The sequence below is a fragment of the Xanthomonas massiliensis genome, assembly GCF_900018785.1.
GTDB classification, from domain to species: Bacteria; Pseudomonadota; Gammaproteobacteria; order Xanthomonadales; family Xanthomonadaceae; genus Xanthomonas_B; species Xanthomonas_B massiliensis.
In genome coordinates this window covers 660,511-685,778 of the sequence record NZ_FCOY01000007.1, presented here as the reverse complement: position 1 = coordinate 685,778, position 25,268 = coordinate 660,511, and the positions used below count along the sequence as shown (strand labels likewise).

Annotated in this window: 25 protein-coding genes, 2 tRNA genes, 1 other RNA gene and 1 riboswitch; of the genes, 16 read left to right on the top strand and 12 right to left on the bottom strand. The window is 72.8% G+C overall.

What is annotated here, in order from left to right:
- Positions 1-155: 155 nt before the first annotated feature.
- Positions 156-1,601, bottom strand: a complete 1,446-nt coding sequence (gene ahcY, locus BN3794_RS13200) for an adenosylhomocysteinase (protein ID WP_066098892.1) — start codon at positions 1,599-1,601, stop codon at positions 156-158.
- A gap of 35 nt (positions 1,602-1,636) precedes the next feature.
- Positions 1,637-1,745: riboswitch (S-adenosyl-L-homocysteine riboswitch) on the bottom strand.
- A gap of 127 nt (positions 1,746-1,872) precedes the next feature.
- Between ahcY and ppc the strand changes: the two genes are divergently transcribed.
- The 4 genes from ppc to BN3794_RS13180 all read left to right on the top strand — a co-directional run bounded on the left by ppc (position 1,873) and on the right by BN3794_RS13180 (position 8,200).
- Positions 1,873-4,590 carry a phosphoenolpyruvate carboxylase gene (gene ppc / locus BN3794_RS13195; protein ID WP_066097937.1) on the top strand — a complete coding sequence of 906 codons (2,718 nt, stop codon included), beginning with the start codon at positions 1,873-1,875 and terminating at the stop codon, positions 4,588-4,590.
- Between the two features lie 66 nt (positions 4,591-4,656).
- Positions 4,657-5,232: a TetR/AcrR family transcriptional regulator gene (locus BN3794_RS13190; RefSeq protein ID WP_425476727.1), complete on the top strand. Its 576-nt coding sequence runs from the start codon at positions 4,657-4,659 to the stop codon at positions 5,230-5,232.
- A gap of 71 nt (positions 5,233-5,303) precedes the next feature.
- Positions 5,304-6,248, top strand: coding sequence for an Lnb N-terminal periplasmic domain-containing protein (locus tag BN3794_RS13185; protein WP_425476726.1), 945 nt, complete (start codon positions 5,304-5,306; stop codon positions 6,246-6,248).
- Positions 6,249-6,313: 65 nt separating this feature from the next.
- Positions 6,314-8,200, top strand: coding sequence for an esterase/lipase family protein (locus tag BN3794_RS13180; RefSeq protein ID WP_236493288.1), 1,887 nt, complete (start codon positions 6,314-6,316; stop codon positions 8,198-8,200).
- 9 nt (positions 8,201-8,209) lie between these two features.
- On the opposite strand, the gene BN3794_RS13175 is transcribed toward BN3794_RS13180, so the two are convergent.
- The 6 genes from BN3794_RS13175 to gloB form a co-directional block, all read right to left on the bottom strand.
- The gene (locus tag BN3794_RS13175; RefSeq protein ID WP_066097929.1) at positions 8,210-9,037 is read right to left on the bottom strand and encodes an aldo/keto reductase; all 828 of its coding nucleotides are present in this window, start codon (positions 9,035-9,037) and stop codon (positions 8,210-8,212) included.
- An 87-nt stretch (positions 9,038-9,124) separates the two neighbouring features.
- Positions 9,125-9,649 (bottom strand): acyl-CoA thioesterase, encoded by a 525-nt coding sequence (locus tag BN3794_RS13170; RefSeq protein ID WP_066097927.1) that lies wholly within the window; start codon positions 9,647-9,649, stop codon positions 9,125-9,127.
- 64 nt (positions 9,650-9,713) lie between these two features.
- Positions 9,714-10,616 carry a ketopantoate reductase family protein gene (locus tag BN3794_RS13165; protein WP_066097926.1) on the bottom strand — a complete coding sequence of 301 codons (903 nt, stop codon included), beginning with the start codon at positions 10,614-10,616 and terminating at the stop codon, positions 9,714-9,716.
- An 88-nt stretch (positions 10,617-10,704) separates the two neighbouring features.
- Positions 10,705-11,499, bottom strand: coding sequence for an enoyl-ACP reductase FabI (locus BN3794_RS13160; RefSeq protein ID WP_066097924.1), 795 nt, complete (start codon positions 11,497-11,499; stop codon positions 10,705-10,707).
- 80 nt (positions 11,500-11,579) lie between these two features.
- Positions 11,580-12,791 carry a lytic transglycosylase domain-containing protein gene (locus BN3794_RS13155; protein WP_066097922.1) on the bottom strand — a complete coding sequence of 404 codons (1,212 nt, stop codon included), beginning with the start codon at positions 12,789-12,791 and terminating at the stop codon, positions 11,580-11,582.
- On the bottom strand, positions 12,788-13,552 hold the full coding sequence (gene gloB, locus BN3794_RS13150; protein ID WP_066097921.1) for a hydroxyacylglutathione hydrolase: 765 nt from the start codon (positions 13,550-13,552) through the stop codon (positions 12,788-12,790). The genes BN3794_RS13155 and gloB overlap by 4 nt, the downstream gene beginning before the upstream one ends.
- Before the next feature lie 12 nt (positions 13,553-13,564).
- Between gloB and BN3794_RS13145 the strand changes: the two genes are divergently transcribed.
- Genes BN3794_RS13145 through BN3794_RS13130 form a run of 4 tightly spaced genes read left to right on the top strand, consistent with a single transcriptional unit; the run spans position 13,565 to position 16,043 of the window.
- Entirely contained in the window at positions 13,565-14,215 is a 651-nt protein-coding gene (locus tag BN3794_RS13145; RefSeq protein WP_066097919.1) for a class I SAM-dependent methyltransferase, read from the top strand.
- Between the two features lie 41 nt (positions 14,216-14,256).
- Entirely contained in the window at positions 14,257-14,709 is a 453-nt protein-coding gene (gene rnhA, locus BN3794_RS13140) for a ribonuclease HI (RefSeq protein ID WP_066097917.1), read from the top strand.
- 4 nt (positions 14,710-14,713) lie between these two features.
- Complete coding sequence (gene dnaQ, locus BN3794_RS13135; protein ID WP_066097915.1) at positions 14,714-15,451, top strand: DNA polymerase III subunit epsilon; 738 nt, start codon at positions 14,714-14,716, stop codon at positions 15,449-15,451.
- Complete coding sequence (locus tag BN3794_RS13130; RefSeq protein ID WP_066097913.1) at positions 15,444-16,043, top strand: RNA-binding protein; 600 nt, start codon at positions 15,444-15,446, stop codon at positions 16,041-16,043. Before dnaQ ends, BN3794_RS13130 begins: the two co-directional genes overlap by 8 nt.
- Positions 16,044-16,059: 16 nt before the next feature.
- Here BN3794_RS13130 and BN3794_RS13125 read toward each other — a convergent pair whose 3' ends face one another.
- Positions 16,060-16,761, bottom strand: coding sequence for a PP2C family protein-serine/threonine phosphatase (locus tag BN3794_RS13125; protein WP_066097911.1), 702 nt, complete (start codon positions 16,759-16,761; stop codon positions 16,060-16,062).
- A gap of 164 nt (positions 16,762-16,925) precedes the next feature.
- Between BN3794_RS13125 and BN3794_RS13120 the strand changes: the two genes are divergently transcribed.
- Both BN3794_RS13120 and BN3794_RS13115 read left to right on the top strand, forming a co-directional pair.
- Positions 16,926-17,016, top strand: a tRNA-Ser gene (locus BN3794_RS13120).
- A 93-nt stretch (positions 17,017-17,109) separates the two neighbouring features.
- Positions 17,110-17,529, top strand: coding sequence for a DUF6165 family protein (locus tag BN3794_RS13115; RefSeq protein WP_066097909.1), 420 nt, complete (start codon positions 17,110-17,112; stop codon positions 17,527-17,529).
- Here BN3794_RS13115 and BN3794_RS13110 read toward each other — a convergent pair.
- A complete protein-coding gene (locus tag BN3794_RS13110; protein ID WP_066097908.1) occupies positions 17,459-18,058 on the bottom strand; it encodes a nucleotidyltransferase family protein in 600 nt (199 codons plus the stop codon). The genes BN3794_RS13115 and BN3794_RS13110 overlap by 71 nt on opposite strands.
- Before the next feature lie 70 nt (positions 18,059-18,128).
- On the bottom strand, positions 18,129-19,181 hold the full coding sequence (locus BN3794_RS13105) for a glycosyltransferase family 9 protein (protein ID WP_066097906.1): 1,053 nt from the start codon (positions 19,179-19,181) through the stop codon (positions 18,129-18,131).
- 21 nt (positions 19,182-19,202) lie between these two features.
- Here BN3794_RS13105 and BN3794_RS13100 point away from each other — a divergent pair, with 21 nt between their 5' ends.
- Positions 19,203-19,952 carry a 3-deoxy-D-manno-octulosonic acid kinase gene (locus tag BN3794_RS13100; RefSeq protein WP_066097905.1) on the top strand — a complete coding sequence of 250 codons (750 nt, stop codon included), beginning with the start codon at positions 19,203-19,205 and terminating at the stop codon, positions 19,950-19,952.
- Positions 19,953-19,954: 2 nt separating this feature from the next.
- Positions 19,955-20,716, top strand: coding sequence for an MBL fold metallo-hydrolase (locus BN3794_RS13095; RefSeq protein WP_066097903.1), 762 nt, complete (start codon positions 19,955-19,957; stop codon positions 20,714-20,716).
- Positions 20,717-21,439: 723 nt separating this feature from the next.
- Here BN3794_RS13095 and ffs read toward each other — a convergent pair.
- Both ffs and BN3794_RS13085 read right to left on the bottom strand, forming a co-directional pair.
- An RNA gene (gene ffs, locus BN3794_RS13090) (signal recognition particle sRNA small type) lies at positions 21,440-21,536 on the bottom strand.
- A gap of 100 nt (positions 21,537-21,636) precedes the next feature.
- Positions 21,637-21,729, bottom strand: a tRNA-Ser gene (locus BN3794_RS13085).
- Between the two features lie 133 nt (positions 21,730-21,862).
- On the opposite strand from BN3794_RS13085, the gene dnaX reads away from it, so the two are divergent.
- From dnaX to BN3794_RS13065, 4 genes are all read left to right on the top strand, one after another.
- A complete protein-coding gene (gene dnaX / locus BN3794_RS13080) occupies positions 21,863-23,851 on the top strand; it encodes a DNA polymerase III subunit gamma/tau (protein ID WP_066097902.1) in 1,989 nt (662 codons plus the stop codon).
- A gap of 7 nt (positions 23,852-23,858) precedes the next feature.
- On the top strand, positions 23,859-24,179 hold the full coding sequence (locus BN3794_RS13075) for a YbaB/EbfC family nucleoid-associated protein (protein ID WP_066097900.1): 321 nt from the start codon (positions 23,859-23,861) through the stop codon (positions 24,177-24,179).
- A 61-nt stretch (positions 24,180-24,240) separates the two neighbouring features.
- On the top strand, positions 24,241-24,834 hold the full coding sequence (recR, locus tag BN3794_RS13070) for a recombination mediator RecR (protein ID WP_066097898.1): 594 nt from the start codon (positions 24,241-24,243) through the stop codon (positions 24,832-24,834).
- Positions 24,835-24,895: 61 nt separating this feature from the next.
- Positions 24,896-25,258 (top strand): histidine triad nucleotide-binding protein, encoded by a 363-nt coding sequence (locus tag BN3794_RS13065; protein ID WP_066097896.1) that lies wholly within the window; start codon positions 24,896-24,898, stop codon positions 25,256-25,258.
- Positions 25,259-25,268 lie beyond the last annotated feature (10 nt).

Below are 25,268 nucleotides of genomic sequence, written 5' to 3'. Positions count from 1 at the left end.
ATCGGCATGGATGCGCTGCGCCGGCAATGGCGGCAGTGGCGCAGTAGGCGGCGTCGATGCCCGGCGAGCGCTGCGCCTGGAAACATGCGGGGCTGGAAATGGAACGGGCGCCGTGCGGCGCCCGTTCCGTCGAGTCGCGTTGGTCCTCCCGCGGCTCAGTAGCGGTAGTGCTCCGGCTTGAACGGGCCGTCCACCGGCACGCCGATGTAGTCGGCCTGGGCCTGGGTCAGGGTGGTCAGCTTCACCCCGATCTTCTCCAGGTGCAGGCGCGCCACTTCCTCGTCCAGCTTCTTGGGCAGGCGGTAGACCTTCTGCTCGTACAGGTCCTTGTTGGCCCACAGGTCGATCTGCGCCAGGGTCTGGTTGGAGAACGAGTTGGACATCACGAAGCTGGGGTGGCCGGTGGCGCAGCCCAGGTTGACCAGCCGGCCCTCGGCCAGCAGGAACAGGGCATTGCCGTTCGGGAAGACGTACTTGTCCACCTGCGGCTTGATGTTGATCTTGCGCACGCCGGCCAGGGCATTGAGCGCGTCGACCTGGATCTCGTTGTCGAAGTGGCCGATGTTGCAGACGATGGCCTGGTCCTTCATCGCGGTCAGGTGCTCGATGCGGATGATGTCGCGGTTGCCGGTGGTGGTGACGTAGATGTCGGCCTGGCCCAGCGAGTCCTCGACGGTGGCGACCTCGTAGCCCTCCATCGCCGCCTGCAGCGCGCAGATCGGGTCGATCTCGGTGACGATCACGCGGGCGCCGTAGGCGCGCAGGCTGGCGGCGCAGCCCTTGCCGACGTCGCCGTAGCCGCAGACCACGGCGACCTTGCCGGCCAGCATCACGTCCATCGCCCGCTTGAGGCCGTCGGCCAGCGATTCGCGGCAGCCGTAGAGATTGTCGAACTTGCTCTTGGTGACCGAGTCGTTGACGTTGATCGCCGGCACCAGCAGCTTGCCCTGCTCGGCCAGCTGGTACAGGCGGTGCACGCCGGTGGTGGTCTCCTCGGACACCCCCTTCCAGTCGGCGACCACGCGGCTCCAGTAGCCGGGGCGCTCGCCGGCCACGCGCTTGAGCAGGTTCTTGATCACCTGCTCCTCGTGCGAGGCGGCCGGCTCGTCCACCCAGGTCGAGCCGTGCTCCAGCTCGTAGCCCTTGTGGATCAGCAAGGTGACGTCGCCGCCGTCGTCGACCACCAGCTGCGGGCCGAGCAGGGTGCCGTCGGCCGCGGTGAAGGTCAGCGCGTCCAGCGTGCAGTCCCAGTATTCCTCCAGCGTCTCGCCCTTCCAGGCGAACACCGGGGTGCCGGTGGCGGCGATGGCGGCGGCGGCCTGGTCCTGGGTGGAGAAGATGTTGCACGAGGCCCAGCGCACGTCGGCGCCGATGTCCTTGAGGGTCTCGATCAGCACCGCGGTCTGGATGGTCATGTGCAGCGAGCCGGTCACGCGCACGCCGGCGAGCGGCAGTTCGGCGGCGTACTTGCGGCGGATCGACATCAGCCCGGGCATCTCGTGCTCGGCGATGTCCAGCTCCTTGCGACCCCAGTCGGCCAGGGTGATGTCGGCGACCTTGTAGTCCTGGCCGACGGAAAAGGTCTTGGTTGCAGCATTCATGCGCATGTCTCCGGTCAAGGGCGAGCGTGGCTCGCATCTGCCGGGCGCCGTTGTTCGTGGAGGCCCGTGCCGAGCCTGGCCGGGTGGGCCGCCTGGGCGGTCCGGCGGGCATCCGCCTCCACGGTCGCAGCGCCCCTCGGCACAGGCCGGCGATTATATCGGCTGGGGCCGGCGCCCGTAGGGCCGGGCCGGGATGGTTGCGCCTGCAAGCGCCGGGCCGCGGCGCGCGGCCTTCGGCTAGGCTTGGACCATCAGCCATCCGGGGGATCCGATGAATCAAGCCCGCAGCAGCCTGGTCTTTGCCGCGCCCGACCTGCCCCTGCGCGACGACGTGCGCCGCCTCGGCGCGCTGGTCGGCGAGATGCTGGCCGAGCAGGTCTCGCCGGAATTCCTGGGCGAGGTCGAGCGCATCCGCACCGCCGCCATCGCCCGCCGCGAGAGCGACGCCCCGCCGGAATCGCTGGCCGGCCTGCTGGACGGGCTGGAGCCGCGCCATGCCGAGGCGCTGGTGCGCGCGTTCAGCGCCTACTTCCAGGTGGTCAACATCGCCGAGCGCGTGCACCGCATCCGCCGCCGCCGCGACTACCAGCGCGCGGCCACCGGCCGGCCGCAGCCGGAAGGGCTGGAGGACGTGGTGCAGCGCCTGCACGGGGAAGGCGTGGCGCTGTCCGAGCTGGCCGACTGGCTGGGACGCATCGACATCGAGCCGGTGTTCACCGCTCACCCGACCGAGGCGGTGCGGCGCGCGCTATTGGAGAAGGAGCAGCTGATGGTCGCCGCGCTGGTGGACGACCTGGACGGCCAGCGCACCCCGCACGAGCGCGAGGTGGACGCCGCGCGCTTCCGCATGGCGATGACCGCGGCCTGGCAGACCGCCGATTCCTCGCCGGTGCGCCCGACCGTGGCCGACGAGCGCGAGCACGTGGGGTTCTACCTGACCCGGGTGCTCTACCGCATCGTGCCGGCGCTGTACGAGAGCCTGGAGCACGCCATCGTGCGCAGCTACGGCCGCGCGCCGGTGCTGCCGCGGCTGCTGCGCTTCGGTACCTGGGTGGGCGGGGACATGGACGGCAATCCCAACGTGGACGCGGCCACGATCACCGCCACCCTGGACTCCCAGCGCGCCGCCATCCTCGGCCTGTACCTGGACGAGCTGTGGCAGCTGGCCAGCCTGCTCAGCCAGTCCACCTCGCTGGTGGAGGTGGGCGCGGAGGTGCTGGCGCAGGTGGAACGCTACCGGGCACTGCTGCCCGAGGCCGCGGCACGCTCGCGCCCGCGCCATGCCGACATGCCCTACCGCCTGCTCAACGACCTGATGCGCGCGCGCCTGCGCGCCACCCTGGACGATGCCCCCGGGGCCTACGCCGGGCCGGAGGAATTCGAGGCCGACATCGCCCTGGTCATGCGCAGCCTGGCTGCGCACCGCGGCGCCAACGCCGGCCTGTTCGCGGTGCGCCGGCTCGACTGGCGGGTGCGCACCTTCGGCTTCCACCTGGCGCGGCTGGACGTGCGCCAGGAGTCGGGCGTGCATGCCCGCGCCGTGGCCGAAGCGCTGGGCGTGCCGGACTGGGATGCGCTGGATACGGCGGCGCGCGCCGCGCGCCTGCAGCCCTACGCATCCGGCGAGCGCGCGCTGCCGGGCGCGGCCGATGCCGGCAACGCGCGCCTGGACGCGGTGTTCGCCGCGCTGGCCGACGCGCGCCGCCGCCACGGTGCCGGCGCGCTGGGCAGCTACATCATCTCCATGGCCCACGACCGGGCCGACGTGCTCACCGTGCTGGCGCTGGCCCGCCGCGGCGGGCTGGTGGACGAACACGGTGCGGTGCCGCTGGACATCGCGCCGCTGTTTGAGACCATCGAGGACCTGGGCCACGGCACCGGGGTGCTGCACGACCTGCTCGCCGACCCGGTGTACCGCGCCCACCTGGCCGCGCGCGACAGCGTGCAGATGGTGATGCTGGGCTATTCCGACAGCGGCAAGGACGGCGGCATCGTCGCCTCGCGCTGGGGCCTGCAGCGCGCCCAGGTGGAACTGGTGGCGGCGGCGCAGGAACTCGGCATCCGCCTGACCTTCTTCCACGGCCGCGGCGGCTCGATCGTGCGCGGCGGCGGCAAGACCACGCGCGCGGTGGAGGCGGCGCCGCGCGGCAGCATCGACGGGCGCCTGCGCGCGACCGAGCAGGGCGAGGTGATCCACCGCAAGTACGGCATCCGCGCGCTGGCGCTGCGCTCGCTGGAGCAGACCCTGGGCGCGGTCATGCACGCCAGCATCCGCCCGCGTCCGGCCGAGCCGCGCGAGGACGCATGGCGGCCGGCGATGCAGGAGGTGGCGCAGGCCAGTTCGCAGGCCTACCGCGCCTTCGTCGGCCAGCCGGACTTCATGGCCTACTTCCGCCAGGCCACGCCGATCGACGTGATCGAGCGCATGACCCTGGGCTCACGGCCCTCGCGCCGGCTCGGCGAGGATGCTGCGCTGTCCAACCTGCGCGCGATCCCGTGGGTGTTCGCCTGGAGCCAGGCGCGCGCGGTGGTGCCGGGCTGGTACGGCTTCGGCAGCGGGGTGCAGGCGGCGGTGGATGCCGGCCACGAGGCCACGCTGCGCGAGATGGCCGAGGACTGGCCGTTCTTCCGCACCTTCCTGGACGACCTGGCGATGATGCTCTCCAAGGGCGACCTGGCCATCGCCGAGCTGTTCTCGCGCCTGGCCGGCCCGCTGCATGCGCGCTTCTTCCCGCAGATCCGGCGCGAGCTGGCCCTGACCAAGCACTGGATCAAGTCGCTCACCGGCCACGACCGGTCGCTGCTGCAGCACGATCCGCGCCTGCGCCAGTCGATCCGCCTGCGCAATCCCTACATCGACCCGATGAGCGTGATGCAGGTGGACCTGCTGCGCCGCTGGCGCCAGTCCGGGCGCGAGGACGAGGCACTGCTGCGCGCGCTGGTGGCCTGCGTCAACGGCGTCTCGCAGGGGCTGCAGAACACCGGCTGAGCCCAGGCACATGGCGCGGCGCTGGCGCAAGTGGACAATCCTGTCCGAGAATGCGCCCCCATGAACGTGAGCCCCCTGCGTACCGATGCCGCCCAGCGCCGCCGGCAGATCCTCGATGCCGCCGACGAGGTGTTCAGCGAATGCGGCGTCAACGTGCCGCTGGAGCTGGTGGTGGAGCGCTCCGGCGTCGGCCGGGCCACCCTCTACCGCAACTTCCCCGACCGCATCGCCCTGGTCACCGCGCTGTTCGAACGCGGCCTGGACGCGCTGGAACGGCTGGTGGCCGACATCGGCGACCGCGCCGACGGGCTGGCCATCGTGCTGGAGGACCTGGCCGACCATGTCGCCTGCTCGGCGGCGATGGCCGACCTGTGGCGGGCCATGCCGCGCTCGCATCCGTTCGTCGCCCATGCCGACCGGCGCGTGCTGGAGATCCTGATGCCGCTGGTGCGGCGTGCCGCCGGCACCGGCCTGTGCCGGCCCGGCATCGACGAGGAACAGGTGCTGCTGGTACTGGACATGCTCGGCAGCTGCCTGCGCGGCCAGGACGAGGCCGAGCGCCGGCGCCTGGCGCGGCGCTGCGCGGGGCTGGTGCAGCAGGCACTGGGCTTCGCCCCGGCCGCGCCGAGGCCGGCGGCGTGAGGCCGAGCTGGGCGGCACTCGGCCGCGGCGGCCTGCGCACCGCGGTGGTGCTGGCCTGCGCCTGGGGCGTGATGAGCATGTACTACGTGCTGCGCGCGCCGGCCCTGGTGCGCTGGGCCTTCATCCTGGTCTGGGCGGGCATGGGCGCGACGGCGCTGTGGGGGCTGCGGCGGCGCCGCGAGAACTGGGCGCTGCCGGCGATCTTCGCGCTGGGCTTCGCCGGCCTGCTGGCCGGCTGGTGGTCGATGCAGCCGCAGCAGGACCGCGACTGGTCCGACGACGTCGCCCAGCGCCTGCAGCCGCAGGTGTCCGGCTCGCGCGTGGTGCTGCACAACGTGCGCGACTTCACCTGGCGCAGCGACAGCGACTACGACGTGCGCTGGGAGACGCGCGAGTACGACCTGGACCACCTGGCCAGTGCCGACCTGGCGCTGTCGTACTGGATGGGCCCGGCCATCGCCCACACCCTGGTGTCCTTCGGCTTCGACGACGGCTCGCGGGTGGTGTTCTCGCTGGAGATCCGCAAGGAGCGCGGCGAACAGTTCTCGGCGCTGGGCGGGTTCTTCCGCAAGTTCGAGGAGACCCTGGTGGCCGCCGACGAGCGCGACATCCTGCGCGTGCGCACCAACGTGCGCGGCGAGGACATGTACCTGTACCGGCTCGCCATCCCGCCGGCCGGCCTGCGCGAGATGTTCCTGGGCTACGTCGCCCGCGCGCAGGCGCTGGATCGCGCGCCGCGCTTCTACAACACCCTGACCAGCAACTGCACCACCATCGTCTACGAGGTGGCGCGCCAGATCGACCCCGGCCTGCCGCTGGACTGGCGCCTGCTGCTGTCCGGCTACGCGGCGCAGTACGCCTACGACCATGGCGGGCTGATGCCCGGCTACGACTTCGCCACGCTCGAGGCGGGCGGTCACGTCACCGCTCGTGCCCGCGCCGCCGGCGACGCGCCGGACTTCTCCCGGCGCATCCGCGTCGGCATGCCGGGCGAAGACCCGCGGGTGCACCCGTGAGCGCGGCCGCATGCCGTCGCGGCCTGGCGCGCCTGCTCGTGGCGCTGGCGCTGGGTGGCTGCGCGATGGTCAAGGTGCAGTCGCGCGGGCCGGCCGACTACATCGCGCTGACCCGCGACGACCTGCTCAGCACCGGCAAGCTCAGTGTGGCCAGTCGCGAGGCGCTGCAGGTGGCCGGCGTCGAGCCCGATCCGTGCCTGAAGGAGGTGCCGGCCTGCTCGCGCCAGCTCGATGGCATGGAAGGGCTGGACGAGGAGCGGCGCCTGTCCACCCAGGCCGAGCTGTGGACCGCGCATGCGCTCGCGCTCGCCGGCGCGCGCGGCGGCGGCCAGCAGGACGCCATCGTCGATGCCTGGCTGGAGACGGCGCGCCACGCCTACGCCTACCTGTTCTTCACCGGCCGCAGTTCCGGCGAACGCGCCTTCGAGACCCGCCAGGGCCAGGTGCGCGACTACTACAACTACGCGGTGCTGGAGGTGGTGTCGGACCTGTACGCGCGCCACCAGGGCACCCCGGTGGACACGCTGGCCACCCTCGAGAGCGGGCCGTGGCGGTTGCACACCGACATGGCCGGCTACCGCCTGCCCGGCGGCGGCAACCGCCTCAAGGCGCTGGTCGCCGCGCCGTCGCTGCGCTTCGACGGCCTGCGCAGCACCTACTGGCGCGACGGCTTCGGCGCCGAGCTGGTGGCCGAGGTCCCGGCCGACGCGCTCGGCGATCCGGCGGCACTGGCCACCCAGGCCGCGCCTGCGGGCCCGCCGCTGCGGCGCGAGGGGCCGGACTTCAGCGAGGTGCCGTTCGCCCCGGCCACGCTGCTGCTGCAGTTCGACGGCAGCACCCAGCAGCAGGTGCTGGCCACCCGCGAGGTGCAGGTGCAGCCGTTCGACCCGTACCGCCACGACGCGGTGACCCTGCACGGCCAGCGCGTGCCGCTGGCGGCCAACTTCACCGCGCCCTACGGCCTGTGGCTGGCCGAGTCCGGCTTCGCCTCGCAGTCGCTGCGCTCGATGCTCGGCCGCGAGCACGGCATCGACCGCCCGCACCTGTACCTGATGCAGCCGTTCGATCCGCAGCGCCGCATCATCCTGATGCTGCACGGGCTGGCCTCCAGCCCGGAGGCGTGGGTCAACGTCGCCAACGAGATCATGGGCGACGAGGTCCTGCGCCAGCACTACCAGATCTGGCAGGTCTACTACCCGACCAACATGCCCATCGCCTGGAACCGCGAGCAGATCCAGGACCTGGTCGAGCGCACGCTGCGGCACTTCGACCCTTCAGGGAACGCGCCGGCATCCTCGCGCATGGTGCTGGTCGGCCACAGCATGGGCGGGGTGATCGGCCGCCTGCTGGTGTCCTCCTCGGGCGATGCGCTGTGGGACCGCTTCATGGCCGACCGCCGCCCCGGCAGCGCCGAGCGCGCGCGGCTGCAGCCGCTGCTGCGGTTCCAGCCGTTGCCGCAGGTGGACCGCGCGGTGTTCATCGCCGCCCCGCAGCGCGGCACGCCGATGGCCGGCGGTTGGCTGGGACGGCTGGTCGGGCGCCTGGTGCGGCTGCCGCTGACCGTGCTCGAGGGCTTCGGCGACGCGCTGCAGGACCTGGCCGGCGGCCGCCAGGAGGATGGCAAGCCGCCGACGCTGCCGACCAGCATCGACAACCTGCGCGACACCGACCCCTTCATCCGTGCCGCGGCCGACCTGCCGCTCTCCCCGCGCGTGCGCTACAACACCATCATCGCCCGGCGCGATCCCAAGGTGGCGCTGGCCGAGTCCAACGACGGCCTGGTGCCGTACGCCAGCGCGCACATGCCCGGGGCCGAGTCGGAGAAGGTGATCACCTCCTGGCACAGCGTGCAGGAGACGCCGCAGGCGATCCTGGAGATCCGCCGCATCCTGCACGAGGAGCTGGCCGCCACCGGGCAGGACGGCACCGCGCAGGACGGCACCGCGCCCTGAGCGCCGGGGTCAGTCGAAGGTGGCCGGGTCCGGGCCGATGCGCGCGCCGGCGTCGAGCGTGGCGATGGCGGCCATGTCCTCGGCGGACAGGGCGAAGTCGAAGATGTCCAGGTTCTCGGCCAGGCGCCCGGCATGGACCGACTTGGGGAACACCACCAGCCCGAGCTGGATGTGCCAGCGCAGGATCACCTGCGCCACGGTCTTGCCGTGGCGGGCGGCGATGGCGGCCAGCAGCGGCTTGCCGAGCAGGTCGTTGCCGCGCGCCAGCGGGCTCCACGACTCGGTGACGATGCCGTGCGCGGCGTGCCAGGCGCGCAGTTCGCCCTGCTGCAGGCGCGGATGCAGTTCGATCTGGTTGACCGCCGGCACCACGCCGGTGGCCTGGACCAGGCGTTCCAGGTCCTCGATGCGGAAGTTGGACACGCCGATCGAGCGGGCCTTGCCCTGCGCACGGGCCTCGATCAGCGCCTGCCAGGTCTCCACGAAGCGGTCCTGCGCGGGACACGGCCAGTGGATCAGGTAGAGGTCCACGTAGTCGGTGCCCAGCCGCGCCAGGCTGGCGTCGAGCGCGGCCAGCGCGCTGTCGTGGCCCTGGTCCGCATTCCACAGCTTGGTGGTCAGGAACAGCGACCCGCGCGCCAGGCCGGAGGCACGCACCGCCTCGCCCACCCCGTCCTCGTTGTGGTAGATCGCCGCGGTGTCGATGTGGCGGTAGCCCAGCTCGAGCGCGGTGGCCACCGCCGCGGCGGTCTCCGCCGGCGGAGTGAGGAACACGCCCAGGCCGAACTGGGGGATGGCGTGGCCGTCGTTGAGGGCGATCTGCGGGATGGCGGGCATGGGGGATCCTTCGTGCGGGGAGGCGGGCGACTGTAGCGGGACGGACGTTGCGCGCGCGGCAAGGCCGGCGGCGTTGCGGCCGCGGCCTCAGTCCCCGCCGCTGTCGTCGTCGTTGTCGCGCGCGCCCGGGGTGGAGGCCAGCAGGGCGAGCTGGTGGCGCTCCATCTCCTGGCGCAGGGTGCGCCGGATCTGCGCGGCGGCCTGGCGGCGCTTCTCGTCGGGGGTGTGCGCCTGCAGCGGCGGTACCGGCGTGGGCCGGCCGTCGTCGTCCACCGCCACCATGGTGAAGAAGCAGCTGTTGGCGTGGCGCACGCTCTGCTTGCGGATGTCCTCGGCGACCACCTTGACCCCCACCTCCATCGAGGTGTGGCCGGTGTAGTTGACCGAGGCCAGGAAGGTCACCAGTTCGCCCACGTTGATCGGTTCGCGGAACGTCACCTGGTCCACCGACAGGGTCACCACGTAGCGGGCCGCGTAGCGGCTGGCGCAGGCGTAGGCGACCTGGTCGAGCAGCTTGAGGATGGCGCCGCCATGCACCTTGCCGGAGAAGTTGGCCATGTCCGGCGTCATCAGCACGGTCATGGACAGCTGGTGGGACTTCAGTTCGGACATCGCGTCGGACCCGGGGGAGGGAAGGCGGCAGGCTACCCGCGTGCACGCGCCCGCGCCAGCGGGCTCAGGCGGCGGCGCCTGCCTTCAGGTCGAGCAGCTTGACCAGCGCGTGCACCGTGCGGTTGGCCGGCACCGGCACGCCCAGCTGCGCGCCCAGGCGCACCACGTGGCCGTTGATGTGGTCGATCTCGCTGGCGTGGCCGCGGGCCACGTCGCGCGCGGTGGAGGAGTGCTGGCCGGCCATGGAACGGGCGATGTCCTGCACCGCGTCCCACAGCTCCGGTGCCAGCCGCACCCCGGCGGCCGCGGCCACCGCCACGCACTCCTCGTACAGATCGCGCATCACCGCCGGCACACCGGGGCCGCGCACCAGCTCGCCGTAGGGCAGCTGGGTGAGCGCGGACAGGCCGTTGTAGACGCAGTTGATGGTCAGCTTGCTCCACAGCGCGGCGTCCACGTCGGCCGAGACGCTGGCGGGAATGCCGGAGGCCTCCAGCGCCGCGGCGATCCGGTCGCTGTCGGGAGTGGGGCCGAGCACCAGTTCGCCGCGGCCGTGGTGGACCACGTGGCCGGGCCCGGCCATGCCGGCGGCCACGTACACGGCCACCGGGATCGCGGTCCGGCCGAGGACGGCCGACAGCCGCGGCGCGTTGTCCACGCCGTTCTGCAGGCTCAGCACCGCCGCGCCCGGCGCCAGGTGCGGGGCGATGGCCGCGCCGGCGGCCTCGGTGTCGCCGGACTTCACGCACAACAGCACCACGTCGGCCCCGGCCACCGCGGCCGGGTCGGTCGTGGCCTGCAGCGGCAGGAAGCCGTCGAACCCGGCCATCTGCAGGTGCAGCCCGCGGGCGCGCACCGCCTCGACCAGCGCCGGGCGGCCGATCAGCACCACCTCGTGCCCGGCCTGGTGCAGGCGCGCGCCGAAGAAACAGCCCACCGCGCCGGCGCCCATCACCGCGATCTTCATGACGTGCCTCCTCGTGGACGAGGCGGCAAGGTTAGCGCGGTGCCGGCGCAGGCGGGCCGGTACGGCCCGCGCGCCGGCCCGGCGGGGCTCAGCCCTCGGCGTCCAGCCCGGTCATGCCCAGGATGTTGTAGCCGGCATCGACGTAGGTGACCTCGCCGGTCACGCCGGCGGCCAGGTCCGAGCACAGGAACGCGGCGACGTTGCCCACGTCCTCGATGGTCACCGTGCGGTGCAGCGGGGCGTAGTGCTCCACGTGCCCGAGGATCTTGCGGAAGCCGCCGATGCCGGAGGCGGCCAGGGTCTTGATCGGCCCGGCGGAGACCGCATTGACGCGGATGCCTTCGCCACCGAGGTTCAGCGCCAGGTAGCGCACCGTGGCCTCCAGGCTGGCCTTGGCCACGCCCATCACGTTGTAGTTGGGCAGGGCGCGCACCGAGCCCAGGTAGCTCAGGGTCAGGATCGCGGCGGGGTGCCCGGTCATCAGCGGGCGCGCGGCCTTGGCCAGGGCCGCCAGCGAATAGGCCGAGATGTCCTGGGCGAGGTTGAAGGCATTGCGGTCCAGCCCGTCCAGGAAGCCGCCGGCCAGCGCCTCGCGCGGGGCGAAGGCGATGGCGTGCACCAGCACGTCCAGGCGGTCCCAGCGCTTGCCCAGTTCGGCGAAGCAGGCCTCGATCTGGGCGTCGTCGGCCACGTCCAGCGGCAGCACGATGTCGCTGCCGAACTCGGCGGCCGCCTTCTCCACGCGCGGGCGCAGCTTCTCGTTCTGGTAGGTGAAGGCCAGCTCCGCCCCTTCGCGGTGCATGGCTTCGGCGATGCCGCTGGCGATGGAACGCTCGCTGGCGATGCCGGTGATCAGGGCGCGCTTGCCTTGCAGGAAACCCATGGTGTTCTCGCTGTATGAACCATCGCGCTAGTGTGCCACGCGCGCGCGGCTTCCGTACGCCGCGCACGCGATGCGGATGGTCAGGGCGCCTCGGCCGCCTTCAGGCGCAGCACCATGCCGGGCTTGAGCACCGCGCCGCTGCGCAGGCCGTTGCCGCTCAGCAGCGCCTGCACCGTCAGGCCGTAGCGGCGCGCGATGCCCCATGCCGATTCGCCCTCGCGCACGGTGTGGGTACCGATCTTGGCCACGTCGGCGACGGCGCGGCCGGCCTGCTCGGCGGCGGCGATCATCGGCGAGGCGGCACCGGCCATGGCGCCGGCGGTGCTGGCCGATGCCTCGGCCACCACGCGGGCGCCGGCCGGCGCCAGCACCTGGCGGCCGGCCTTCGGCTGCGCGGCGCCGGCCAGGACCGGGTTGAGGCGGGCGATGCGGTCCGGTTCCAGGTCGCGCACCGCGGCCCATTCCTGCAGCGAACGCTGGCCGGACAGGGTGTGCGTGGCCAGCACCGGCACCGGGCGGTCCAGCGAGGCGGTCAGCTCGCCGCTGCGGTCGGCGTCCTCGAGCACGCAGGCCAGCGCATGCAGCTTCTGCACGTACTGGTAGGTCACCGGCGAAAGCCCCGCCAGTGCCTGCGGCTTGGCGTTGGAGGCGTTCATGCCCGAGCGGCGCAGCGACTGCAGCAGGCGGAACTCGCCGGCGTTGTAGGCCATCACCGCCAGGCGCCAGTCGCCGCCGAACATGCCGTGCAGCGAGCGCAGGTAGCGCACCGCCGCCTGGGTGGAATCGGCCGCCGACAGGCGGCCGTCGTAGCCGGCCTCCATCGGCACTTCATGGTTGCGGGCGGTGGTGGGGATGAACTGCCACAGCCCGGCCGGGCCGTTCTTGCTGCGCGCATCGGGCCGGTAGCCGCTCTCCACGAACGGGATCAGGGCGAACTCGGTGGGCAGGCCGGCCGCGCGCAGCTCGCCGACGACATAGCCGAACAGCGGCAGCACGTCGGCATCGGCGTCGGCCAGGCGGCGCGGCGCGTGCGAGAACTGGCGCCGCCAGCGCTCGCTGGTGGCCTCCGCATCGCAGCCGGGCTCGGCCAGCCCGTCGCGGAACGCGGCGAAGATCTCCTGGCCGTTGCGGAAGCCCGGCTCGGGTACCGAGGCCGGATCGACCGGCAGCGCGGCGGTGGCCACGCCGGTGGCCGCCACGGAGGGCGTCACCGCGGCGCAGGCCGCGCCGGCGCACAGGCACGACACCAGGCCAAGGACGGCGGCGAGGCCCCGCGACGCGCGGGCCCTCATGCCGCGAACCCGTCCTTCCAGTGCCGCAGCGCGGCGAAGATATCCACCTGCGCCGCGCCGGTGGACGGTGCATGGCGGTGGACGGCGGCGCGCACGGCAGGACTGTCGGTGCGCAGGAACGGGTTGGTGGCGCACTCGCTGGACAGGGCGACCGGCAAGGTAGGACGGGCAGCTTCACGCATGGCCAGGGCTTCCTTCTGACGGTGCTGCAAGGCAGCGTTGTCGGGATCGACGCTCAGGGCGAACGCCGCATTGGCAAGGGTGTACTCGTGACCGCAGCACACCTGGGTCCGGCCCGGCAGGCGGGCCAGCCGCTGCAGCGAGGCCAGCATCTGGGCGGGCGTACCTTCGAACAGGCGCCCACACCCCAGGCTGAACAGGGTATCGCCGCAGAACAGCAGATCCTGGCCATGATAGGCCAGGTGGCTCAGGGTGTGCCCGGGCACGTGCAGCACCTGGAAGCGCCAGTCCAGCACCTGCACGCTGTCGCCCTCGCCGACGCGGCGGCAGTCGAAGCGGATGCGCGGTTCCACCGGCGCGTACACCGCGATGCCCGGCCAGCGCGCCTGCAGCTCGGGCACGCCGGCGATGTGGTCCTCGTGGTGGTGGGTGATCAGGATCGCCTGCGGGCGCAGGCCCTGCGCGGCGGCGGCCAGCACCGGCGCGGCCTGGCCGGGATCGACGATGACGGCGCGCCCGTCCGCGGCGGCAAGCGCCCAGACGTAGTTGTCCTGGTAGGCAGGCAGGGCGGTCAGTCGCATAGAATGCCGACCATGCCTGCCGTCCGGTTTTCCCGTCAAGCCGGCGTCGCAGCCTGGTTCGAGACGGATGCGGCGCAACGGCTGCTCCGCGAGGAGCGTCCCTGGGTGCTCGAACGGCTGGGCAACCGGCCGGCGCAGCCGTGGCTGTGGCTGGCCCCGGCGGTCCAGCCCGGGGCGCTGCCCGAGCTGCCGGGCACCGGCCTGCGCCTGCGCCTGTCGCCGCAGGGCGGCTACGACGGCGACCTGCGCTGCCACCTGCCGCTGCCGTTGCCGGGCGAGAGCCTGCAGGCGATCGTCCTGCAGCACGTGGCCGGCGAGGATGCCGCGGCGCTGCTGGACGAATGCGAGCGGGTGCTGATGCCCGGCGGCAAGCTGTGGCTGTTCGCGCTCAATCCGGTCAGTCCCTACCGCTGGCGCTGGCGCCGCCACGCGATGGTCGTGCGCCTGCCGTTCGGCTGGCGCACGCTGCTGCAGCGCAGCGGCCTGACCTGCGTGGACGAGGTGCGCTACCTGGGGCCGGTCTGGCGCGGCGGCGGTTCGCGCTCGCGCGGCCCGGCCGCCCTCGGCGCGGCCTGCCTGATCGCGGCCGAGAAGCGCGCCGCCGCGCCGATCGGTCCGATCCCGGTGCCGGTGTGGTCGCGCGCCCCGGTGCCGACGGCCTGACTCCACTATTTTCCCCCTGTTTTTTCGGAATCCTGATTGCAATGAAGACCGTGGAGATCCACACCGACGGCTCCTGCCTCGGCAACCCCGGCCCCGGCGGCTGGGCCGCGCTGCTGCGCTACAAGGGGCGCGAGCGCGAACTGGCCGGCGGCGAGGCGCACACCACCAACAACCGCATGGAGCTGACCGCTGCGATCATGGCGCTGGAGTCGCTGACCGAGCCGTGCCGGATCGTGCTGCACACCGACTCGCAGTACGTGCGCCAGGGCATCACTCAGTGGCTGCCCGGCTGGGTGCGCAAGCAGTGGCGGACCGCTTCCGGCGAGCCGGTGAAGAACCGCGAGCTGTGGGAGCGGCTCGCCGCGGCCATCGCCCGCCACGAGATCGACTGGCGCTGGGTCAAGGGCCACAACGGCGACCCGGACAACGAGCGCGTGGACGTGCTGGCCCGCACCCAGGCCACCCGGCAGCGCGCCGGCGCGGCGGTAGACTGAGCCGATGCGCCAGATCGTCCTCGATACCGAAACCACCGGCCTGGAGTGGAAGAACGGCAACCGCGTCGTCGAGATCGGTTGCGTGGAACTGCTCGAGCGCCGTCCCAGCGGCAACAACTTCCACCGCTACCTGCGCCCGGACCGCGATTTCGAGGCCGGCGCCCAGGAAGTGACCGGCCTGACCCTGGAGTTCCTCGCCGACAAGCCGGCCTTCGAGGAGGTCGCCGAGGAGTTCCTGGCCTACATCGACGGCGCCGAGCTGATCATCCACAACGCCGCCTTCGACGTGGGCTTCCTCGACTACGAGCTCTCGCGCCTGGGCGAGCACTACGGCCGGCTGCTGGACCGGGTCACCGTGGTGGACACCCTGGCGCTGGCGCGCGAGCGCTTCCCCGGCCAGCGCAACTCGCTGGACGCGCTGTGCAAGCGCCTGGGCGTGGACAACTCGCACCGCCAGCTGCACGGCGGCCTGCTCGACGCGCAGATCCTGGCCGACGTCTACATCGCGCTGACCTCGGGCCAGGAGGAGATCGGCTTCGCCCTGCCGGAGGACGGGGCGGCCGGGGCCTCGATGGTGGCCTTCGATGCGGCGCTGCTGTTGCCGCGGCCGCGGGTGGTGCCCACGCCCTCGGAGCTGGAGGCGCACGAGGCCGAACTGGCGCGGCTGCGCAAGAAGGCCGGCCGCGCGCTGTGGGATGGCGAGGCGGTCGCCGCGCCGGAAGCGGAAGCGGCCAGTGCCTGAGCCGGACGCCACCGCGCGCCCGGAAGCCGCTGCCGCGGCGACGCTCGCCGGGCCGCGCCATGGCGTGCCGGGCTGGGTCTGGGCGCTGCTGGCCTCGGTCCTGCTGTGCCTGCTGCTGGCCTGCGCGGCCGCCACGCTGTTCGTCGCCTGGGGCTGGAACCTGTTCGCCGGCCAGGCCCGCGCGGCATTGCAGGCCGACCCGGTGGTGCAGGCGCGGATCGGCCGCATCGTGGACATGCGCCTGGCCGTGCTCGCCACCGGCATCGCGCCGGGCGTGGACACGTTCGTGTTCGACCTGCGCGGCGAGCGCGGCAGCGGCCGGGCCGAGGTCGATTTCCACGCCGACGGCGCGGACCGGGAGACCCTGGGCGAAGGCATGCTGACCCTGGCCGGCGGCGAGCGCCTGCACCTCGGGATGCAGGACGATGCGACCGACGACCCGGCGCCCGGCGACTGCGCCGATGCCGATGACGGCACCGACGCACAAGACGATGACGATGACGATGACGCGGACGGCGACGACGCGGCCTGTCCCGCCGACACGGCGCCGGACGATGGCGACGAGGCGGTAGCGCCCGGCCTGAGGGCCTGAGCGGCCGGACGCGGCCTCAGTGGCAGCGCACGACGATGACGGTGATGTTGTCCGAGCCGCCGCCGTCCAGCGCCGCGGCCACCAGCTGGTCCACGCATTCCTGCGCGCTGCAGTCCTCGCCGAGCGTGCGCGCGATCTGCGCGTCGGTCACTTCCTCGGTGAGCCCGTCGCTGCACAGCAGCAGGCGCATGCCCGGGCGCAGTTCGCCGGCCATGGTCGCCACGTTGAGGTGGGCCGGGTCGGTCACCCCCAGCGCCTGGGTGACCACGCTGCGGTGCGGGTGCGCGCGCGCCTGCTCGGCGGTGAGGTTGCCGCGGGCCACCATCTCCTGCACGTAGCTGTGGTCCTGGCTGAGCTGGGCCAGGACGCCGTCGTTCCAGAGATAGGCGCGGCTGTCGCCGACCCAGGCCAGCTCGAAGTGCGCGGCGCGGATGCGCGCGGCGACCACGGTGGTGCCCATCGGCAGGGTGTCGTTGCGCCGGCGCGAGGCCTTGATGATCTCCTCGTCGGCCAGCCGCACCGCCTGCGCCAGCGCCGTGCCGGCGCTCACCTCGCGCACGATCGCCTCGCGCGCCAGGGCACTGGCGACCTCGCCGCAGGCGTGCCCGCCCATGCCGTCGGCCACCAGCCACAGGCCCAGTTCGCCATCCCCGTAATAGGTGTCCTCGTTGAGTTCGCGGCGCAGGCCGACGTGGGTGAGGTGTCCGAATTCGATCATGGAGGGCGGGTGGGCGGAGGCACTTGCGTAAACGGCATCATCGCGGCGCGGCGGACATCCGGCAAGGAACCGGGGTGCGGGCGGGCCGGCGGCGTTCATGCCCGCGCGCTTGTCCGGGCAGGGGCGTGCCCGTATCATGCACGGCCCGGCCGCGCGCCGGGTCCGGGAAGGTGGCAGAGCGGTTGAATGTACCTGACTCGAAATCAGGCAGGCGTTTATAGCGCCTCGGGGGTTCGAATCCCCCCCTTCCCGCCAGATTCCGCAAGGGCCCCGTCAGGGGCCCTTGTCCGTTCAGGCCAGGGCGACGCCGGTCGCTACACTGGCGGCCCCTGCAATCCGGTAGGTCCCATGTCCGACGAAATCCTGGTCCCCGTCTCCTTCGGCGAGTTGCTCGACAAGATCGCCATCCTGCAGATCAAGGCCGAGCGCATCACCGATCCGGCCAAGCTCGGCAATGTGCGCAACGAGCTGTCGGCGCTGGAATCGGTGTGGCTGGCCCATCCGGCGGCCTCCAGCGACGCCGGCCTGGGCATCGCCGAGCTGCGCCAGCAGCTCAAGGCAGTCAACGAGCGCCTGTGGGACATCGAGGACGACATCCGCCTGAAGGAAAAGGCCCAGGCCTTCGACGAGGAGTTCGTGCGCCTGGCGCGCAGCGTGTATTTCGAGAACGACGAGCGCGCGCGGATCAAGAAGGCGATCAACCTGGCGCTGGGCTCGGCCTACGTCGAGGAAAAGTCCTACCAGGACTACCGCCAGCCGCAGGGCTGAGCCGGCCCGATCCCACGGTCACGCCTCGACGATCTCGACGCGTGGCCAGCGCGCGGTAGCGCTTCGTCGCCAGCCTGTGGCGACAGGGCTGCAGGCTGACCCGCGCCGGATTGCGCCGCACGCGCATGTCCAGCAGGTCGTCCAGGCCGGAGGACGCGATCACCGCGAGGGTGCCGTACGCGCGCCGCGACACCGCCACGCAGGTGGCGTACTCGGGCCAGCTCGCCACCGCTTCGCGGATCGAGCGCAGCGGCGGCATGGCATGGCCGAACGCATCCTCGAACCCCAGGTGCACCGCGGCCTGGCTGGTCGCTTCCCACGGCACGTCCGGGGAGGCCGCGGCCAGGCGTGCCTGCAGCAGGCGGTCGCGCCGCGGCGACAGACCGGCCGGGTCGAACCAGGCCACGTCCGCATCCGGGCGCGGGCCGTCCAGGCCGTGGAGCCGGTCCCAGGCCCGGTTGCGGATCGCCCCGGCGCCGATGCGGGCGTGGGGCGCGTCCAGCTCGCGCATCGTCGCCAGCAACGCCATGAACCGCGCGTCGCCGGCGACGATGCCCAGGAACCGCCGCGTCCCGCGGATCGTTCCCGGCCCTGCCGGCTCAGAGCCCGCGGTCGCCGCGGAAGCGCTCGAAGGCGGCGACGGCGTCGTCCACCGTGACCAGGGCCATCACCCCGTCGCGCTCGATCTTGGTGCCCCATTTCAGCGCGTTGGCCGGCCGGCCGAGGAAGCGGCGCGCGGCGTCGTCGTAGCGGTCCACGCAATAGCGACGGTCGGAGTAGGGGCCGCTGCGCGCCGGGTTGCTGGCCGCGTGCAGGCCCAGCACCTTGGTGCCCATCGCGTTGGCGATGTGCATCGGGCCCGAGTCCGGGGTCATCACCAGGTCGGCGCGGCCGAGCAATGCGGGCAGCTGCTTGAGCGTGTCCTGGCCGACCAGGTCCAGCGGCGTGCCGCCCATCGCGGCGATGATCGCGTCGGCGGTGGCGCGCTCGAGCGCGCTGCGCCCGCCGCACAGCACCACGCGCCAGCCCTGGGCGATGGCGTGGTCGGCCACCGCGGCGTAGCGCTCGGGGTACCAGTTGCGCAGCACGTGGCTCGAGCACGGCGAGACCAGCAGGGTCGGGCGCCCATCCTGCGGCCACTGGGCGCGGGCCCAGTCCCAGGCCTGCGCCGGCACCGGCAGGTCCCAGACCACCTCGGTCTGCTCCACGCCCAGCGGCTGGCAGAAGCTGCCGATGGCATCGAGCACGTGGATGCGTTCGGGCGCGTGGATGCGTTCGTTGATGAACAGCCCGTGCAGGTCCTTGGAACGGCTGCGGTCGTAGCCGATGCGCCGGCGTGCGGGGATGAACGCCGACAGCAGGTTGGCACGCAGGGCCACCTGCATCTGCAGCAGTGCGTCGAAGCGCCCCAGCGGCGCCAGGTCGCGGTGCAGGGCGCGCATGCCGGCCAGGCCGGTGGCCTTGTCGTAGATGTGGAAGCGCACGTCCTCCAGGCCGTCGAGCAGCTTGTGCCCGGCCTTGTCGATGACCCAGTGCAGGGCCGGGCCGTCCGGCCAGGCGCGCCGCAGGGTGCGGACCAGGGGCACGACGTGGGTCACGTCGCCGAGCGCGGACAGGCGCAGCAGGCACAGGGAGGGGCGCATGGCCGACATGTATTGCTAGACTCGACGGGAATGGTTGCCTTCGACGCCACTGAAGCGCTGGCGCCGTACCGCGAGGCCCGCGGATACGGTGCCATTCTGTTCGACCGCGAACGCGTGCGGCAAGCCGAGCCCCGCCTGTTCGACCCGTCCTGGTGGGGCGCGCGCGCGCGACCGGTGGACGAGGGCGGGCGCGGCAGCGCCTGGTTCCTCGATGCGCCGTTCGGCCCCAGCGTGCTGCGCCACTACCTGCGCGGCGGCATGGCCGCCGCGGTCAGCCGCGACCGCTACCTGTGGCGCGGTGCCGACCGCACCCGCAGCTTTGCCGAATTCCGGCTGATGCGCCAGCTGCGCGCGCGCAAGCTGCCGGTGCCGCGCCCGTACGCGGCCTGCTACCTGCGCCAGGGGCTGGGCTACCGCGCCGCGATCCTGATGCAGCGCCTGGAGGGCGTGCGCTCGCTGGCCGGCTGGGCACGCGGTGCCGGCCACGGCGCGCCGTGGGAGGAGACCGGCCGCTTGGTCGCCCGCTTCCACCGCGCCGGGCTGGACCACGCCGACCTCAACGCCCACAACATCCTGTTCGACGGCAACGCCCATGGCTGGCTGATCGATTTCGACCGCGGCGTGCTGCGCATCCCGGCCACGCGCTGGCGCGAGCGCAACCTCAAGCGGCTGCACCGCTCGCTGCTCAAGCTGCGCGGCGAGCGCGGCGTGGACGAGGTCGAGCGCGACTTCGCCCGCCTGCGCCGCGCCTACGACCTGGCCTGGGGCCGCGGGTATTGAGCATGGCCTGGACGCTGCGGTTCCAGGGGGTCGGCAACGCCTCGGCGGTGGCGCTGGGGTCGGCCATGGCCACGATCGAGCGCGACGGCGCGCCGTGGCTGGCCATCGACTGCGGCAGCGAGGGCCTGACCGCCTACCAGGCGCACTACGGCCGGATGCCGGGCGCACTGTTCGTCACCCACGTCCACCTGGACCACGTCGGCGGCTTCGAGCGGCTGTTCGTGGACAGCTATTTCTCCGCTCGCCAGCCCCGGCCGCGGGTGTACGTGCCGGCGCCGCTGGTGCCGCTGCTGCACGCACGCGTGGGCGACTACCCCAACGTCGTCGCCGAAGGCGGGGCCAACTTCTGGGACGCGTTCCAGCTGGTGCCGGTGGGCGGGGCGTTCTGGCACGACGGCGTGCGGCTGGAGGCGTTCCCGGTGCGCCACCACTGGCCGGATACCGCTTTCGGCCTGCGCCTGCCGGGCAGCCTGGCGTGGAGCGGCGATACCCGGCCGATCCCGGAGATGCTGGCGCGCTACGCCGATGCCGGCGAGCTGGTCGCCCACGACTGCGGCCTGCACGGCAATCCCTCGCATACTGGCGTGGACGACCTGGAGCGCGAATACCCGGCCGAGCTGCAACGGCGCATGGTGCTCTACCACTATGCCGGCAGCGCCGACGCGGCGGCGCTGCGCGCGCGCGGGCACCGCGTGGCCGTGCCGGGCGAGGTGGTCGCGCTGACCGATCCGGCCGGGGAGTGCGTCCGGCCGCCGGATCCCTGAAACGGCCGTGCGCGCGGGCGATGCCCTTGCGCGCATGCCCGATGACGGCGATCGGCGTGGCGTGACCGGGCTTTCGCGGGATGGCATGAGACGGGAAAGGCGGTGGCCCCGCCGGCTGGCCCCGGCGCCCGCGTCGATCGATACCGTTGCTGCCGCGCCGGGAAGGCGTGTCCGTCCCGGCGAAGCCCGGCCCGTCGCCACGGGCCCGTGCAATGAAGCGCCGGCTGTTCGCGGGATGGCATGAGACGGAAAAGGCGGTGGCCCCGCCGGCTGGCCTCGGCGCCCGCGTCGATCGATACCGTTGCTGCCGCGCCGGGAAGGCGTGTCCGTCCCGGCGAAGCCCGGCCCGTCGCCACGGGCCCGTGCAATGAAGCGCCGGCTGTTCGCGGGATGGCATGAGGCGGAAAGGCGGTGGCCCCGCCGGCTGGCCTCGGCGCCCTCGTCGATCGATACCGTTGCCGCCGCGCCGGGAAGGCGTGTCCGTCCCGGCGAAGCCCGGCCCGTAGCCACGGGCCCGTGCAATGAAGCGCCGGCTGTCGCGGGATGGCATGAGGCGGAAAAGGCGGTGGCCCCGCCGGCTGGCCTCGGCGCCCGCGTCGATCGATACCGTTGCTGCCGCGCCGGGAAGGCATGTCCGTCCCGGCGAAGCCCGGCCCGTCGCCACGGGCCCGTGCAACGAAGCGCCGGCTGTTCGCGGGATGGCATGAGGCGGGAAAGGCGGTGGCCCCGCCGGCTGGCCTCGGCGCCCGCGTCGATCGATACCGTTGCTGCCTTCCGGCCCTGGCGGGATTTTCGATCTAGCGTCGCGAGGGGCCGACGGGGCCACCATAGAGACGAAGCCGCGCCCGGGGCGCGGCCGTTTGCTTTCCCGATCGAGCCCGCAGGTGGAAGCGCGGGCTCTTGCGAGGGACTCGCATGTATGGCGGAGAGAGGGGGATTCGAACCCCCGAAGCGCGGTTTAGACGCTTACACACTTTCCAGGCGTGCTCCTTCAACCACTCGGACACCTCTCCGGACCTGGGGCGCCGACAGGCACGACAGGGAGGCGGATTCTACTGGCCCGGGCCGGTGCCGACAAGCCGGCGTCGCGGCGGCGGCGGTTGACGGGCGTGGCACAATGACCGTCCAGATGAAGACGGTCGCCTGATGTCCTACCTCGTCCTCGCCCGAAAATGGCGCCCCAAGCGGTTTTCCGAGCTGGTGGGCCAGGAGCACGTGGTCCGCGCGCTGTCCAACGCGCTCGACACCGGGCGCGTGCACCACGCCTTCCTGTTCACCGGCACCCGCGGCGTGGGCAAGACCACGATCGCGCGGATCTTCGCCAAGTCGCTCAACTGCGAGCACGGCACCAGCGCCGAGCCGTGCGGCCAGTGCGCGACCTGCCTGGACATCGACGCGGGCCGCTACATCGACCTGCTGGAGATCGACGCGGCCTCCAACACCGGCGTGGACGACGTGCGCGAGGTGATCGAGAACGCGCAGTACCTGCCCAGCCGCGGCAAGTACAAGGTGTACCTGATCGACGAGGTGCACATGCTGTCCAAGGCGGCGTTCAACGCGCTGCTGAAGACGCTGGAGGAGCCGCCGGAGCACGTGAAGTTCCTGCTGGCCACCACCGACCCGCAGAAGCTGCCGGTCACCGTGCTCAGCCGTTGCCTGCAGTTCAACCTCAAGCGCCTGGACGAGGCGCAGATCGGCGGGCAGATGACCCGGATCCTGGCGGCCGAGAACATCCCGGCCGAGGACGGCGCGATCCGGCAGCTGGCCAAGGCGGCCGACGGCAGCCTGCGCGACGGCCTGTCGCTGCTGGACCAGGCCATCGCCTACGCCGGCGGCACCCTGGACGATGCGGCGGTGCGCGCCATGCTCGGCACCGTGGACCGCACCCAGGTCGGCACGCTGCTGCAGGCGCTGGCCGACGGCGACGGCGCGCGGCTGCTGCAGACCGTGGCGACGCTGGCGGAGTTCTCGCCGGACTGGGGCGGGGTGCTGGAATCGCTGGCCGAGGCGTTGCACCGCATCCAGGTGCGCCAGCTGGTGCCGGGCGCGGCCTTGCCGGACGACGGCGTCGATCCGGCCGCCTTCGCCGAACGCCTGCGCCCGGAAGTGGTGCAGCTGTGGTACCAGATGGCGCTGGCCGGCCGCCGCGACCTGTACCTGGCGCCCAGCCCGCGCGCCGGGTTCGAGATGGCGCTGCTGCGCATGCTCGCTTTCCGGCCCGCCGCGCCGGTGGCGCCGGGCACCGGGACCGGGCAGGGCACGCATGCGGCCACCTCGCCGGCGCCTGCGCCCGCGTCCTCGCCGGTATCCGCGGCATCCGCACCGTCTTCCGTATCCGCTTCTGCGACCGTCGCACCGGCGGCGGCCGCCGCGACCGCCCCGGCCCATGCAGCACCGCCGGTGGCGACGACCAGCCAGGAGCGGCCTGCCGCGGCGCCTCCCGCTACGCGGCCTGCGCCGGCCGCGGCGGCGGCACCGGTCGCGGCCGTGGCCGTGGCCGAGCCCGATCTTCCGGTCCCGGCCGGCGCTATCGACGACGATCCCCCGCCGTGGCGCGAGGAAGGCCTCAGCGCCACGCCCCCGCCGCGGCCCGCCGCGGCGGCGCGCGCCGTGCCGGTCGCCGGACCGGAACGGGCCGAACCGGAAATGGCGATGGTGCCGCCGTCCGCGCCGCCCGCGCCGCCCGTCCCGCCAGCGGCGATCGAGGTGGCGCCACGGCCCGCGCCCGCCGCCGGGCATCTGGCCGACAACGAGCACTGGCTGGCGCTGGTGGCGCGCAGCGAGCTGTCCGGCCCGGCGCGGCAGCTGGCCGCGCACGCCGCCTTCGTCTCCCACGACAACGGCGTGCTGCGCCTGGCGCTGCCGCCGGGCTTCGAGTACCTGCAGTCCCCGGGCTCGGTCGCCGGGCTGGCGCAGGCGCTGGCGCCGGGGCTCGGCCAGGCGCCCAAGATCGTGATCGAGGCCGGCCGCGCCGGGCTCGAGGCGCAGACCCTCCACGCCCGCGTCGAATCGCGCCGCAGCGCGCGCATGCAGGCCGCCGAGGAAAGCTTCATGAACGACCCGCAGGTGCAGCAGCTGGTGAGCCGGCCGGGCACGCGGGTCGTCCCCGATTCCATCCGCCCCTACGACGAGTGACACGCCCATGCGAGGCAACATCGCCCAACTCATGCAGCAGGCGCAGAAGATGCAGGAGAACCTGCAACGCGCCCAGGAAGAGATCGCCAAGCTGGAGATCACCGGCAGCGCCGGCGGCGGCATGGTCAGCGTGACCCTGACCGGCGCCAAGGAGTGCCGCAAGGTGCGCATCGATCCGGCCATCCTGTCCGACCAGGAGATGGTCGAGGACCTGGTCGCCGCCGCCTTCAACGACGCCGCCAACAAGGTCGATGCCGAATCCAAGTCGCGCATGGGCGCGCTCACCGCCGGCATGCCGCTGCCGCCGGGGATGAAGCTGCCGTTCTGACCGCGCCGCGGCGCGGGCCGGCGGCAACGCCCCCGTGCCGTGCCTGGCGGCCATCGTCCCCATGTCCTCCCTGCTCGAACAACTGGTCGAAGCCTTCCGGGTGCTGCCCGGCGTGGGCCAGAAGACCGCCCAGCGCATGGCCTACCACGTGCTCGAACGCGGGCGCGACGGTGGCCGCCACCTGGCGCAGGTGCTGGCCGAGGCGGTCGAGCGCATCGGCCACTGCGCGCAGTGCCGCGATTTCAGCGAGACCGCGCTGTGCCCGATCTGCGCCAGCGCCTCGCGCGAGCGCTCCCAGCTGTGCGTGGTCGAATCGCCGGCCGACCGCCTGGCGATCGAGTTGGCCACCGGCTTCCGCGGGGTGTACTTCGTGCTGCAGGGCCGGCTCTCGCCGCTGGATGGCATCGGCCCGCGCGAACTGGGCCTGGAGCAGCTGGAACGGCGCCTGGCCGACGGCGAGGTGCGCGAGCTGATCATCGCCACCAATTCCACCGTCGAGGGCGAGGCCACCGCCCACTACCTGGCGCAGCTGGCGCGCCGCCACCAGGTGCGCCCGAGCCGGCTGGCCCAGGGCCTGCCGCTGGGCGGCGAACTGGAATACGTGGACCGCGGCACGCTCTCGCACGCGTTCGGCTCGCGCAGCGAAGTGCCCTGAGCGCGGCCCCGCGGCTCGGCTATGCTTGGCGGCCGACCTCTTCACTCACGCGAGTTGGGACATGAACGACAACGACACCCTGTTCGGCAAGATCATCCGCCGCGAGATCCCGGCCACCATCGTCTACGAGGACGAGGACGTGCTCGGCTTCAAGGACATCGCCCCGCAGGCGCCGGTGCACGTGCTGTTCATTCCCAAGAAGCTGTACATCCCGACCCTGGACGACCTGACCGAGGACAACGCCTGGATCATCGGCAAGCTGGCGCTGGCCGCGGCCGGCTACGCGCGCCGCGAGGGCTTCGCCGGGGATGGCTACCGCATCGTGATGAACTGCCGCGAGCACGCCGGGCAGACCGTCTACCACATCCACATGCATCTGCTGGCCGGCGCGCCGCTGGGCCACTTCGGCGCGATCGGCCAGTAACCGCGGCGCC